Source organism: Marinobacter maroccanus, assembly GCF_002933275.1.
In the GTDB taxonomy this organism is placed as follows: domain Bacteria; phylum Pseudomonadota; class Gammaproteobacteria; order Pseudomonadales; family Oleiphilaceae; genus Marinobacter; species Marinobacter maroccanus.
On record NZ_PSSX01000001.1, the window covers coordinates 63,344 to 76,819 of the forward strand.

The following is a 13,476-nucleotide window of genomic DNA, read 5'->3' on the forward strand; positions in this document are numbered from 1 at the left end:
TGTAGAAAAAGGCACCCGAACCCAGAAGAATGATGCCCCAGGCGGGAAAGATCAAAAACGAACGCTTTGCTTTGCTCATGGCCATATCCAAGTTGCTCGGAAAGTAGATTCACACTCTTCACAGTAGCCCAAACTTGACAAATGTTACGAAAAATTTTGAGGAACAGTTCTCGGACGAGGATTAATTTGCCAATTGCGAGGGCACTAATTGCTATTGAGCGGGTCTGAAATGACGCTAGTATGAACAGGAATTGCAAACCTGAACGTAAAGTACAATAACAAAAAGGAGCCGTTTATGGCGGTAGACCCCCGGAAGCAGACCTCACTCCATTGCCTGTATTACTGGGCAGAGGAAACCCCTGACAACGTTTACCTTACTCAGCCTTACCCGGATGGCCGTGTCGAAGATATCACCTGGAAACAGGCGGCCGACCAGGTATCCAGGATGGCCGCTTACCTGAACAGCCTGGAACTGCCCGAGCCCAGCAACATCAGTATCCTGGGCAAGAACAGTGCGCACTGGATCCTCGCTGATCTGGCGATCTGGGCGGCGGGCCACGTTTCGGTGCCGCTCTATCCCACGCTCAACGGCGACACCGCGGCCTATGTTCTCGAGCACAGTGAGGCGAAGCTGCTGTTCCTTGGCAAACTTGATGGCACCGCGGACGGCTGGAACGACATCAAGAACCATATTCCGGACGATCTGCCACTCATTTCCCTGCCCATGTCGCCGCGGGACGATACCCCCAAATGGCTGGACATCATCGCGGGCCAGGAACCGGCAGAACCAAAATTGCCGGATCCGGACAACCTCGCCACTATCGTCTATACCTCGGGCAGCACCGGCCGTCCCAAAGGCGTAATGCACAGTTTTCGCACCATGATTTCGGTGGCCGACGGCCTGCAGCAGCTGTTCCCGGTTTCCTCCGAAGAGCGCATGCTTTCCTATCTGCCCCTGGCTCACGTGGCAGAGCGGGCGGCGGTTGAAACGCAATCCCTGTATTACGGTTTCCATCTCTATTTTGCCAATTCCCTGGATACCTTCCAGGAAGACTTGCAGCGGGCAAGGCCGACGCTGTTTTTCTCGGTCCCTCGCCTGTGGATGAAGTTCTATCTGGGGGTTAACGCCAAGCTGCCGCCCAAGAAGCAAAAGTTGTTGTTCAATATTCCGATCATCAGCGGCCTGGTCAAAAAGAAGGTCCTGAAACAACTGGGACTGGATTACTGTCGGGCGGCCCTTACCGGAGCTGCGCCGCTGTCAGCGGATATCGTCAACTGGTATCGCAACCTCGGGCTGGAGCTGCTGGAAGTGTATGGGATGTCTGAAAACTTCGGGTATTCCCACGCCAATCGACCCGGACAAGCGAGGGCTGGTTCTGTGGGTATGGCCAACCCAGGGGTCGAACACCGGATCGGCGAGGGCGGTGAAGTGCAGGTGAAAAGCCCCGGGCAGATGCTGGGCTATTACAAGAATGAGGAGAAAACCAAAGAGGACCTTACCGAAGACGGCTTCCTGAAAACTGGCGACATGGGGGAAATTGACCGGGATGGTACTCTCCGGATCACTGGCCGGGTAAAGGATCTGTTCAAAACCTCCAAGGGCAAATACGTGGTCCCGGTGCCCATCGAGAACCGCTTCAATCATCCCAAGGCCGAAGTGGTCTGTGTCGCCGGTGCCAACCAGCCGCAGCCCTGCCTGATGGTACTGCTTTCCGAAGAAGCCAGGGGTGAACTGGAAACCGGAGCCGATCGTGTTGAGCTGGAACAGGAGCTCGCGGCGGAACTGGACGCGGTGAATGGCGAGTGTGAGTCCCACGAAAAAGTGGCCTTCGTGGTGGTGGTTCGGGAACCCTGGACCATGGAAAATGGTATGCTGACGCCGACCATGAAGATCAAGCGGAATGTGATAGAAGATTTCTACAACCGGAAGATGGACGACTGGTTCAGCCAGGAGAAGAAAGTCGTCTGGGAATTCTGATTTCCTTTCAGTTTCCTGGTTCTTTCCACCTTCTTTCTTGCGTTCAAACGCAAAACGCCGGTGGCTCCCTGGGAGCCACCGGCGTTTTCAAATCCTTATGTTCTGTTCTCAGCCTGAGCGATCTCCTCGCTCATGCCAGATTCGGCTGCCGCTTTAGTGGCCGCCCTGCATCTGGCCCATGTCCGGAGCAACGTTTGCTGCTTTCCGGTTAAAGTTCCGCATTTTACGGCTGAAAAACTGTACCGCCTGCTTCGCCGCAGCACGGGTATACTGGCGCCTGACCTCAGCACTGTTGTGGAGGATACTGGACGGCAGCGGGTTTACGGTTGCGATATGGTTCTGAGTCATAGCGCCTTCCTCCTTTTTAACGGGTGTATTAGTTTGGGTAGGTAGATTAGTTAGGGATCTACCTTTAATTTAAAAACGATTCTAAGGGTTCTTATTTGCAGTTTGAATACGTTAAAATCCGTACTCACGTTGCAAATATGCAGTAACTATGGATTGGGATTATCTTCGATACATAAGGGCTCTGGCAATAGGCGGAACGCTTGCCAAGGCCGGAGAATTACTGGGTGTGCACCAAACCACAGTTCTACGGCGACTCGACCAGATGGAAGAGTCGATGGGTGTGCAGTTTTTTGAACGCAGCCGGGATGGATTGCAGCTCACCCCGGTGGGTGAGACCGCATTCAGGGAGGCGGAACGGCTGGCCGTCGAGATGGAAAATCTCGAGCGCAAACTGGTCGGGCAGGATTCGGCACCGGTGGGGAAGGTAAGGCTGGCGGCAGAAGACGCCATGATGAACGCATTGCTCAGCCCGATCCTTGCCGAGCTGGTTCGGGAATTTCCGGACATAGAGCTGGAAACCCTGACCGACAACGACGTGGCCAACCTGAGCCACCGGGAAGCCGATCTGACGCTTAGACCTGAGAACAAGCCCCAGGCGACCCTGGAAGGCGAGCGGATTGCGGCCATCGAGTCCGCCGTTTACGGATCTGCCCGCTATTGCCGGCGGCACCGCAATATGGACATCGAGAACCACCCGGAAGGTTGCCTCTGGATCTTGCCCGATGAAACCTTCAGCCATCTGGCCACCGGCCGGTGGTATCGGAAGCACCTGAAGAATGTCACTTCCCTCATTCGCTGCAACAGCCTGCAATCCATGCATGCTCTGGCGAAAGCTGGTGCCGGTCTGGCCGTCTTGCCCTGCTATCTGGGTGAAGGTACCCGCGAACTCCGCCGTCTGTCTGACCCGCTGGAGGGTGAGAGCGTTGATCTCTGGCTGCATGTCAACCAGGACACCCAACAAATGGCCCGGGTCCGCATCGTCATGGAGTATCTGGTTGAACGTCTTCAGGCTCTGGAGCCTCAGTTGGAGATTTCTTCAACGTTCTAGACAGCGTCAGCCACAAAACGGCCAGAACTGGTACCAGCGCCAGCACTGGAATTCCTGCTCGCAGGTTTTGAGTTGATTGTCGTAGCGGAAAGCCCGGCTCTGTACCCGGGCGGCCAGATCCATGACGGCCGGCTTCTGTTCGAAGCTCCTGCGGGCGTATCCGCCCCGGCCCTCATGGTAGGCAAGATACAGTTCCCTGGGCGCCGAATAGGAAATGCCCAGCTGTCGGTGGCTTAGCTGGTTGTACCAGCCCACGAAATCAAGCGCGTACTCCATATCGGTTCGCACCGTAAACCAGCCCTCGCCGTTGGCCACGAGATATTCGCTCCAGGCCGGGTCCAGGGCCTGGGCATAACCGTACGCTGTTGTGGGCCTGGTCCACGGAATAAAGCCCCAGAGCAGGGTGCGTGGCGGCCGGGCATGGCTGCGGAACGAGGATTCGTAATAGACAAACGCCATCTGGGTGGCGATGGGCGTGCCCCAGCGTTGCTCGGATTCGTTGGCGTAGTCGTACCAGACCGGGTGCTCCCGGAAGATTTCGCAGACGTTCTCCGGATTCGCCGGGGGATCTGGTGCCAGCAGGCTGAAGCGCAGCGTTGCCCAGGTGCCCATCAACAAACCCAGCAGCGGGAGCCCGTACCATCTGGCCCGGCTTTTCCAGATCTCCAGAGTCGTGCGCCGACCTCTGCTTTTCCGGCGAGGTCTTTTTCGTATTCCTACCAAACCGTCATCTCCGGCACCCAGGGATTGCTTGCTGCATGCATCACACCCATGGCATAAGGGAATCAACGACACGTTCGGGATGATAGGTAAATGACGCGATTTCCCCTAATTAAACCTCTTTTAGTCACAGCCCTGCTAATCACCGGTACTGCCCAGGCGGCACCGGATGCCCGCCAGGTGCTGTCAGTATCCCCTGTTGACGACATCGTGGCCCGCTATCCGGCCATGATGAGCCAGGGCATACGTGAAGGGCTGAAACAGAATGGCCAGCTTCCGCCCATGGTGGCTAATACCATCGGCAACATTGTCAGCAGCGGTTTCAACTCCGTGGATATTGAGCAGCAGATCATCAACGATCTGCAAACCAACCTCACCGATTCGCAGCTCCAGGCAGTCCATGACTGGTACGAGACCCCTGTGGCCAAAAAGATTTCTTCTGCTGAGATCGCGGCTTCGGAACCTTCTGCCTGGCAGAAAATCCAGGCGAGCGCTGCGGAACTGAATAGCCAGTACAAGGGCACTCGCAGAGCGGAAATGTTCGACCGGTTTGATCGGGCGGCCCGGGCAACAGAAAGCGCGGTGGATACCACAATCGCCGTCCAGCTTGGGCTGGCAACCGCCATGGCGGCGTTCAGCAGCGATTCAGCCAATTATGAACAGCTTCGGCAGCGCATTGAAAGCCAGCGCAGCATGCTCAGGGGCGTCGTTGGCCAGCAGGTCTACGACAGCTATCTCTATACCTACCAGAACATCGGTGCCCAGGAGATGGATCTGTACCTGCAGTTCCTGGAGAGCCCGGCCGGTTCAGCCTTCTCCAAGGTTGTGACCAACAGCATCCAGCAAGCCATAACCGAGCCCGTGGAAACCATCGGCAAACAGATGTCCCGATTTCTCAGTCCGGAATCACCAGGCGGTCAGTAAATGCCCGGAGCTCCCGGTAGACCTGGTCACGCTTGCGGTCATAGCGATGGGGAAAGTGGAAGGCAATCAGTTGCCGGACCTGTGCCGCCCGAATTGTTGGATTATTCGTCGAGTGCAGTTTGTGCAAAGCGGGATTAGGGTCCAACCTCCTTATTAAATGCGAGTGAGGAGCGTCTTTATGGATTTCAATGCCTATCAGAAAGCCCTGTCCTCACAACTGAGGGGCCTGGAATGCCCGTTTCCGGAGCAGGAGTTTGCGGAGCGTCTGGCTCGTGTCCGGGATCGCATGGCACAGGAGGATTTTGGCGCCCTGCTGCTGACCGATCCTTCGGATATTTTTTACCTGACCGGTTACAGCACCTTTGAGGTGTCTGTGCATGTGGCTCTGGTGGTCACACAGGAGGACATGCTCTTGCAGGTGCCTTCCATCGAAATGGGCCCGGCCATGGTGACTACCCGGGTTGCGCGGGTCAGCGGATACCGGTGGGAGGGCATCGGTGAAGTGCTGGAACCGCTGGTGCAGGTTCTGAACGATGGCGTTGAAACGGTCGGCATTGATGCCTGGCACGGCTCCCTTCGCCAGGGGGTGCTGGAAGGCCTCAAGGCGAGAATGACGGGCGTACGATTTCTGAATAACGGTGGTTTGTTGAAGCTGATCCGGATCGTCAAGTCCGACGCCGAAATCCGTTTTCTGCGGGAAAGCGCGCGGATAACCGCCGAGGGTCTGAAGGCTGCTGTGGCCGCGGTCCGCCCGGGTATGACCGACAATGACATTGCTGCAGAAGGCTCCCGGGCACTGCTGGAGGCCGGCAGTGAGTTCATGAGCATGCAGCCCATTGTCGTTACCGGCCGGCGCAGCAGCGTGATCCATTGCAATCACAAGCGCACGGTGGTGCGGGAGGGCGATCCGGTGTTTCTGGAATTCGGCTCAGCCTGGCACCGTTACACCGCACCAATGATGCAGACTGCGGTGGCCGGAGCCAGGCCCTCTTCGGAAATGCAAAAGGTTCACGACGGCTGCCGTCGGATTGTGGATACTCTCCTGGCGTCGGCCCGCCCGGGCGTCACCTTTGATCAGGCCGCCCAGGACGCCGAAAAGGCGCTCCAGCCGCTGGCAGGCGAGGTATTTTTCTCCGGGGTATTCGGCTACACGGTAGGCGCCCAGTTTCCCCCTTCCTGGGTGGAGGGCTCGGGCTTTATCGCCAGGGGCGGCAACATGGAGTTCCGGCCCGGCATGGTCTTCCATCTGCCTATCTGTTTGCGTATCCCGGGGCAGTGGGGCATTGGCTGTAGCGAAACCATTCTGGTTACCAAAAACGGAGCGGAGCCGATTACCGATAACCCCTGGACGCTCGGCTAATCCAGTCGCAGATCTGACAGGTAAACGGTGCGCGGTTCGGGCAGACGAACGGCAAAGAGCCCCATTCGCCTGATCTGCGACATGTCCATGGTCCGGCCATCCGGTGCGTTTTCGATGGCAGTCAGATTTTGCGTGAAGGTATTGAAGCCCGGCCCAAGGGTCAGACGCGTGTTGAAACGGTCATTGTAGGCATGGTTGCTGCGGTCATGAACCACGTCATTGATTCGCAGAGTGAGTGCAAGAGTTTCCGTTGAGGGATTGAACAGCGTTATGGTCAGCCTCTCGAAACCCCGCCAGTCAGCTGGCAGGTTATTGAGCGAGACCCCCGAGTAGGTGTCCGTGCCCAGATCGATCTTCAGGCTGTGCGGGTGATTGACCGCATGATCGGCGGAGACCGCCGGACTGCCCGTCCAGAAGGGTTCCGGGTTCTGATGACTGAAGTCATAAAGCAGGGGGAGCTGGTGATGAACCTGCCACTGTCGGGCCGCAACCATCCCGGTGGTGCCAAGCTCGAAACACAACAGCAGCGTGGCTGTTGCCGCAACCAGAAGCTGACGAACGGAGGTCTGTGGTCTTGAAAGAATCGCGGAGCGCCAGGCGATAATCAACCAACCGCCAATAAGATTGCGCAGCAGATCCCGACCGTCCATGTCGCGGTTGTGGTCGCCCTGGATCAGTTCGATACCAATTCCGACAGCCAGCAGTGCTGCGGTAACGACCAGCCAAAGGCGCCAGCCGCTCAACCACCGCCAGGGCCTGACGGCCAGTGTCAGCAACGCAAAAAGAAGGATGTGGCCAAGGTTCCAGGCCGACTTGAGCAGCGGCCCCGAGGCCCAATCCGGCCCGCCAACAAACAGGAAGGGCGCAATGAGCAGCGAAGCAGCACCGGCCAGCCATGGTAGTTGCCGGCCGGTGATTGGCATTCCCGGTATGAAACCAGGAATCATCAGCTGCGGCTGGTAACTTCCAGCAGGTGATAGCCGAACTGCGTCTTGATCGGACCGAGGACGGTGTTCACTTCGCCGTTAAATACCGCCTTGTCGAACTCTGGAACCATCTGGCCCGGGCCAAAAGAGCCAAGGTCACCACCATTGCGACCGGAGGGGCATGAGGAATGCTGCTTTGCCACTTCGGCAAAGTCCTGCCCGCCTTCAATCGCCTTTTTCAGTTCTTCGCATTTTGCTTCGCTGTCTACCAGAATGTGGCGCGCTGTTGCCTGTGCCATGATCAATGTCCTTGTGTCGGATGAATGGGTACATCAGAACGGGAATGCTGCCCGCACAGCCCGCCAGAGGCAAGCCTTTTTATCCGTGTTTCTGCGGCCTCACGGTCTACCCGGCAAACCTGTACAATGCCGGCTTTCTTTTCGCCGGCGCCTTGCCGGCCCCACATCGACAGGTTTGTTTCTTGATCTCCACCGCCAATATCACCATGCAATTCGGGGCTAAACCCCTGTTTGAAAACGTCTCCGCCAAATTCGGTAACGGCAACCGCTATGGCCTGATCGGGGCCAACGGCTGTGGCAAGTCCACACTGATGAAAATCCTGGGTGGCGACCTTGAGCCATCTGCCGGCCAGGTCATGCTGGAGCCCAATACCCGGCTGGGTAAACTGCGCCAGGACCAGTTTGCCTACGAGGATTGCTCGGTGATCGACACCGTGATCATGGGGCACGAGGAACTCTGGAACGTCAAGAGAGAGCGGGACCGGATCTACTCCCTGCCGGAAATGAGCGAAGAAGACGGCATGGCCGTGGCAGACCTGGAAGTGCAGTTCGCCGAAATGGACGGCTATACCGCCGATGCCCGCGCCGGCGAGCTCTTGCTTGGCCTCGATATCCCCCTGGAACAACACAACGGTCCCATGAGTGCCTTGGCGCCGGGCTGGAAACTGCGGGTCCTGCTGGCCCAGGCCCTGTTCTCTGATCCCGATGTATTACTGCTGGATGAGCCGACCAACCACCTGGACATCAACACCATCCGCTGGCTGGAGAACATCCTGGTGGCCCGTAACAGCACCATGATCATCATCTCCCACGACCGTCACTTCCTGAACAGTGTCTGTACTCACATGGCGGACCTGGACTATGGCGAACTGCGCCTGTTCCCTGGCAACTACGACGAATACATGACCGCCGCCACTCAGGCCCGCGAGCGCATGCTGTCGGATAACGCCAAGAAGAAGGCCCAGATTGCCGAACTGCAGCAGTTTGTCAGCCGCTTCTCGGCCAACGCCTCCAAGGCCAAACAGGCTACCTCACGTGCCCGCCAGATCGACAAGATCCAGCTGGAAGAAGTGAAGCCTTCAAGCCGGGTGAGCCCGTTTATCCGGTTCGAACAAGGCAAGAAACTGCACCGCCAGGCCGTCACCCTGAAAAACATGACCAAGGGCTTTGATGACAAGCCGCTGTTCAAAAATCTTAATCTGCAGGTCGAGGCCGGCGAGCGGATCGCTATCATTGGCCCCAACGGCATCGGCAAGACCACTCTGCTGCAATGCATGGCCGGCGCCTATACGCCTGACAGCGGCGAGGTGAAGTGGACCGACAGCGCGGAAGTGGGCTACTTCGCCCAGGACCACACGGCGGACTTTGCCGACGACGAGACCCTGACCGACTGGATGTCCCAGTGGACCAAAGGCGGCGAACAACTTGTGCGCGGTACCCTGGGGCGCATGCTGTTCTCCGGCGATGATATCGGCAAGTCGGTGCGGGTGATCTCTGGCGGCGAGCAGGGCAGGATGCTGTTCGGCAAGCTGATTCTGCAGAAGCCCAATGTGATGCTGATGGATGAGCCCACGAACCATCTGGATATGGAGTCCATCGAGGCGCTGAACCTGGCGCTGGAGAACTATCCGGGTACACTGATTTTTGTCAGCCATGATCGGGAGTTTGTTTCTTCCCTTGCGACCCGGATTATTGAGCTTAAGGCTGATGGCATCACCGATTTCAGTGGCAGTTATGATGACTATCTTCGGAGTCAGGGGTACGTTTAACCTCGGTTCTTCGGGCCTTGGGAGAATGCGGACGGGCGGGTAGGCCTTTCCAAAACACGCTCCTTACGGCCCATCCCTGGGGCGCTTGGGCTCCGCCATCCCTGGCTCCGCACAGTTTTGGAAAGGCCTACCCGCCCGTCCGCTCGTGCCTATGAGTGGCCTTCCACTAACAAAGGATAAAGATATGGGCGAGACCGAAATTATCGCTTCAACCCGCAAATGGGTCGAAGACGTCGTCGTCGGCTACAACTTGTGCCCGTTTGCCAAACGGGAACTGGTCCGGAACCGTGTACGGTTTGTGGTTTCTGAAGCCGAAACGGAAGACGAGCTGCTGCAGGCCCTGCATTCGGAGCTTCAACGACTTGAAGATGAACCAGAGATCGAAACCACCTTGTTGGTTCATCCGGGTGTATTGCAGGATTTCGGACCCTACAATGAATTCCTTGATGCGGCCGATGGGCTGTTGGCGTATCTGGAGATGGAAGGCGTTTACCAGATTGCCAGTTTCCATCCGGATTACCAGTTTGAGGGTACCGAGCCGGATGCGGCGGAGAATTTCACGAATCGGTCACCGTTTCCCATGTTGCATCTGTTAAGGGAAGCGAGTCTGGACGCAGCGATTGACAGTTATCCGGATGTGGATGGAATACCCGAGCGAAACATCGGATTGATGGAAGAACTGGGGGCGGAGAAGATGCGGGAGATCCTAGTTAACTGCGTGGAGAACTCGCCGGATACAGGGGAGTAGGATCAGGAGCCGGTGGGTAGGGCTTTCCAAAACTGTGCGGAGCCAAGGATGGCGGAGCCCAAGCGTCACATGGATGTGCCGCAAGGAGCGTGTTTTGGAAAGCCCTACCCACCGGCGAATGCACGGATCTGAAGGCCAGAGCGGTTAACTCAGAAATAACGGCACAGTTGTAAACCAGACCAATCAGAAGAGTCACAACAAATGGGACTGCTTTTCGAGCAAATTGACAGCCAGCCTTCGGTGATTGGTGAGATCACTCTTCGCAGGCGGCGGATACCGGCCATTGGCGACCGGGATATCTATGAGGTGAAGCTGGGCGAGGAATTCCTGATGTCCAGCATGTTTGTGGATGCAGAAGTGGCCCTCTCTGATATCGGATTAGGCGAAACTGAGGGCGACGATCTCAGTGTCGTTGTTGGTGGCCTGGGCCTGGGTTACACCGCCGTGGCGGCGCTCAGGCATGAGCGGGTTGCCGAGTTGCTGGTGGTTGAATACCTGGAGCCGGTCATCGGCTGGCATCAGCAGGAGCTGGTGCCTCTGGGTAAAGACCTGAACGGCGATCCGCGAAACCGATACGTGCATGGCAGTTTCTTCGATCTTGCGGTTGCCGATCCTGACGTTGGTGGTTTCGATCCGGAGAATCCCGGCAAACAGTTTGATGCCATTCTCCTTGATATCGACCATTCACCCCGGGCGCTTTTGCACGATTCCAGTGCCAGTTTCTACACCGCCAACAACCTTCGCCTGATGGCCCGGCAACTGAAGCCCCGAGGGGTATTTGCCATGTGGTCAAACGAGGGCGAGGATGACGAGTTCATGGCCGTTCTCAACGAGGTGTTCACCGATGTGGCCTGCCATGTCGTATCCTTCTTCAATCCATTTCAGAACAGGGAATCGTTCAACACCGTGTATGTGGCCCGTAAGCAGGGCTGAGAAACCGGAGTCCGTATGCCTGTAACCACGCACCGCAGCCGACCCTTCAGCTCCAGCCAGCGTCTGCCTGAGCCGGATCAGCCGCCGGTGTTGCATGCACCTGGCGAGGCCGGAGAGCTGCTGGCGGAGTTTATCCATCGCCATCCTCGCTTGCTGATTCTGACCGGTGCCGGGGTCAGTACGGATTCCGGTATTCCGGATTACCGGGACGGCGATGGTGCCTGGAAGCGCAAGCAGCCGGTTCAGCACAAGGCGTTCATGGAAGATGTTTACACCCGCCAACGCTACTGGGGCCGCAGCCTGATTGGCTGGCCGGTGATGCGTAATGCCAGGCCCAATCCTTCCCACCATTACATCTCTGACCTGGAACTGCTCAACCACAGCAGTCTGGTGGTTACCCAGAACGTGGACCGGTTGCATCAGAAGGCGGGTACCCGGGCGGTGACAGACCTGCACGGGCGGGCCGATGGGTGGTGTGCATGAGTTGCGGCTACCGTTGCCCACGGGATGAGGTGCATGATCGCTGCGCGGATCTGAACCCCGGGTTCCAGAAATATACCGCCGACACGGCACCGGATGGCGACGCCGATCTGGATGTGGATTTCGAGGATTTCCGGCTGGCGGACTGTCCGAAGTGCCAGGGGATTCTGAAGCCGGATGTGGTGTTCTTTGGTGATTTTGTCCCCAAAGACCGGGTTTACTCTGCCCTGGATACACTTAAGGCCAGTGATGGCCTGCTGGTGATTGGTTCGTCGTTGATGGTGTATTCCGGCTTCCGTTTCTGCCGGTACGCCAAGAAGTGGAACAAGCCCATTGCCACACTGAATCTGGGGCGGACACGGGCTGAGGATCTCGTGGATCTGAAACTGAACGCGAGTATCGGCGACACTCTTGATGCCGCTCTGCAGAAGCTGTAACCGGAAGCTGCCTCAAAGCCGGGGTCAGATGAAAGCTTTCATCTGACCCCATGTTCACGCTGTTCACATCAGGTTGTAGATAAACACTATAGCCACGGCCACCGGGGTAATGAACCGCACGGTGATCAGCCACAGGTTGAACATGCCCGGGGACAGGGCCAGTTCTTTCTCCATGGCTTCGCGCGACATCACCCAGCCTGCAAAGAGGGCAACCAGCAAACCGCCCAGGGGCAGCATGATGTTGGCAGTGAAGAAGTCCAGAAGGTCGAAAATGGTCTTGCCTTCCAGCATGGGCACAAAGCCAAGGGGTGCGAAATCCGCCCACAGGTTCAGGGACAGAATCGAGGCGATGCCCAGTGCCCAGCAGACTATGCCCGCGCCCAGTGTGCTGACGGTGCGGTTCATGCCTTTACGCTCCTCCAGCCATTCCACGATGGGCTCCAGCAGTGAAATCCCGGATGTCCAGGCGGCGAAGATCAGCAGCACGAAGAAAAGGGTGCCGAACAGCGAACCCATGGGCATCTGACCGAACGCCAGCGGCAGGGTCTGGAAGATCAGGCCCGGGCCGGCCCCTGGTTCAAGACCATTCGCAAACACGATCGGGAAAATGGCCAGGCCTGCAAGCAGCGCCACGCCGGTGTCGATGACCGACACGGTCATGGAGGTCTTGGCGATGGAAATGTTCTTGGGCAGGTAGGAGCCGTAGGCCATCATCACGGCCATACCCAGGCTCAGGGTGAAGAATGCATGGCCCAGCGCCACCAGGATTCCGGACGTTGTGAGCTTGGAAAAATCCGGCTGGAACAGGAACGCCACGGCCTGACCGAAGTGTCCGGTTGTCATCGCATAGCCCACAACAATCAACAGGAGCACGAACAGGGCCGGCATCAGGATGCTGACCGCCCGCTCAAGGCCCGAACGAACACCCCGCACGACCACAACCATCACCAGCGCCATGAACAGCGTATGCCAGGCGAGCAGGGTGGTGGGATCACTGAGAAGTCCGGAGAAGATGGCGCCGACAGCGTCAGCAGTCTGGCCGGTAAGTTGGCCGCTGGCGGTTGTGCCAACATAGGAAATGGCCCAGCCGCCAATGACCGAATAGAACGAGAGAATCAGGAAACCCGCCAGAATACCGATGGCACCAACCAGCTTCCAGGCCGGGTTGAGGCGGTCCCGTTCGGCAATCAGGCTCAGGCTCTTCACGGGGCTTCGGCCACCACGACGGCCGATCATGACTTCCGCCATCATGATGGGAATACCGACGACTGCGATGCACAGCAGATACACCAGCACGAAGGCGCCGCCCCCGTTCTCACCGGTCACATAAGGGAATTTCCAGATATTGCCGAGGCCCACTGCGGAACCGGTAGCGGCAAGAATAAAGGCCAGGCGTGACGACCAGAGCCCGCGTTGGGCGTTTGAACCTTCAAGCGCCGCAGAGGAGCCTTCGAGCGCCCCAGAATGGCTGGCGGAATCTGATGAAGTGACAGACATAACTATCTC

The 13,476-nt window shown here is 57.6% G+C and carries 12 protein-coding genes and 1 pseudogene; 8 read left to right on the top strand and 5 right to left on the bottom strand.

Going from position 1 to position 13,476, the window contains the following annotated elements; translation table 11 throughout:
• The first annotated feature begins 295 nt into the window (after window positions 1–295).
• Window positions 296–1,978 (top strand): AMP-binding protein, encoded by a 1,683-nt coding sequence (locus KEHDKFFH_RS00310; protein WP_104320078.1) that lies wholly within the window; start codon window positions 296–298, stop codon window positions 1,976–1,978.
• Window positions 1,979–2,131: 153 nt separating this feature from the next.
• On the opposite strand, the gene KEHDKFFH_RS00315 is transcribed toward KEHDKFFH_RS00310, so the two are convergent.
• Complete coding sequence (locus tag KEHDKFFH_RS00315; RefSeq protein WP_104320079.1) at window positions 2,132–2,326, bottom strand: hypothetical protein; 195 nt, start codon at window positions 2,324–2,326, stop codon at window positions 2,132–2,134.
• A 148-nt stretch (window positions 2,327–2,474) separates the two neighbouring features.
• Between KEHDKFFH_RS00315 and KEHDKFFH_RS00320 the strand changes: the two genes are divergently transcribed.
• Window positions 2,475–3,374 carry a LysR family transcriptional regulator gene (locus KEHDKFFH_RS00320; protein ID WP_104320080.1) on the top strand — a complete coding sequence of 300 codons (900 nt, stop codon included), beginning with the start codon at window positions 2,475–2,477 and terminating at the stop codon, window positions 3,372–3,374.
• 6 nt (window positions 3,375–3,380) lie between these two features.
• On the opposite strand, the gene KEHDKFFH_RS00325 is transcribed toward KEHDKFFH_RS00320, so the two are convergent.
• Complete coding sequence (locus tag KEHDKFFH_RS00325; protein WP_479684611.1) at window positions 3,381–3,986, bottom strand: transglycosylase SLT domain-containing protein; 606 nt, start codon at window positions 3,984–3,986, stop codon at window positions 3,381–3,383.
• A gap of 201 nt (window positions 3,987–4,187) precedes the next feature.
• On the opposite strand from KEHDKFFH_RS00325, the gene KEHDKFFH_RS00330 reads away from it, so the two are divergent.
• Complete coding sequence (locus KEHDKFFH_RS00330; protein ID WP_104320081.1) at window positions 4,188–5,018, top strand: DUF2059 domain-containing protein; 831 nt, start codon at window positions 4,188–4,190, stop codon at window positions 5,016–5,018.
• Between the two features lie 178 nt (window positions 5,019–5,196).
• The gene (locus KEHDKFFH_RS00340; RefSeq protein WP_104320082.1) at window positions 5,197–6,378 is read left to right on the top strand and encodes a M24 family metallopeptidase; all 1,182 of its coding nucleotides are present in this window, start codon (window positions 5,197–5,199) and stop codon (window positions 6,376–6,378) included.
• Here the strand turns inward: KEHDKFFH_RS00340 and KEHDKFFH_RS00345 are convergent.
• Together KEHDKFFH_RS00345 and KEHDKFFH_RS00350 are read right to left on the bottom strand one after the other, a co-directional pair.
• The gene (locus KEHDKFFH_RS00345; protein ID WP_241956398.1) at window positions 6,375–7,301 is read right to left on the bottom strand and encodes a succinyl-CoA synthetase subunit beta; all 927 of its coding nucleotides are present in this window, start codon (window positions 7,299–7,301) and stop codon (window positions 6,375–6,377) included. The genes KEHDKFFH_RS00340 and KEHDKFFH_RS00345 overlap by 4 nt on opposite strands.
• 23 nt (window positions 7,302–7,324) lie before the next feature.
• Window positions 7,325–7,603, bottom strand: a complete 279-nt coding sequence (locus KEHDKFFH_RS00350) for a peptidylprolyl isomerase (RefSeq protein WP_064228242.1) — start codon at window positions 7,601–7,603, stop codon at window positions 7,325–7,327.
• A 182-nt stretch (window positions 7,604–7,785) separates the two neighbouring features.
• On the opposite strand from KEHDKFFH_RS00350, the gene KEHDKFFH_RS00355 reads away from it, so the two are divergent.
• From KEHDKFFH_RS00355 to KEHDKFFH_RS20525, 4 genes and pseudogenes are all read left to right on the top strand, one after another.
• Window positions 7,786–9,372 (top strand): ABC-F family ATPase, encoded by a 1,587-nt coding sequence (locus tag KEHDKFFH_RS00355; RefSeq protein ID WP_104320468.1) that lies wholly within the window; start codon window positions 7,786–7,788, stop codon window positions 9,370–9,372.
• A 184-nt stretch (window positions 9,373–9,556) separates the two neighbouring features.
• The gene (locus KEHDKFFH_RS00360) at window positions 9,557–10,120 is read left to right on the top strand and encodes a DUF1415 domain-containing protein (protein ID WP_104320084.1); all 564 of its coding nucleotides are present in this window, start codon (window positions 9,557–9,559) and stop codon (window positions 10,118–10,120) included.
• 201 nt (window positions 10,121–10,321) lie between these two features.
• Window positions 10,322–11,053 carry a polyamine aminopropyltransferase gene (locus KEHDKFFH_RS00365; protein WP_104320085.1) on the top strand — a complete coding sequence of 244 codons (732 nt, stop codon included), beginning with the start codon at window positions 10,322–10,324 and terminating at the stop codon, window positions 11,051–11,053.
• Window positions 11,054–11,068: 15 nt separating this feature from the next.
• Window positions 11,069–11,970 (top strand): annotated as a pseudogene (locus KEHDKFFH_RS20525) (NAD-dependent protein deacetylase).
• Window positions 11,971–12,033: 63 nt separating this feature from the next.
• On the opposite strand, the gene KEHDKFFH_RS00375 reads toward KEHDKFFH_RS20525, so the two are convergent.
• Window positions 12,034–13,467, bottom strand: a complete 1,434-nt coding sequence (locus KEHDKFFH_RS00375; protein WP_104320086.1) for a sodium-dependent transporter — start codon at window positions 13,465–13,467, stop codon at window positions 12,034–12,036.
• Window positions 13,468–13,476 lie beyond the last annotated feature (9 nt).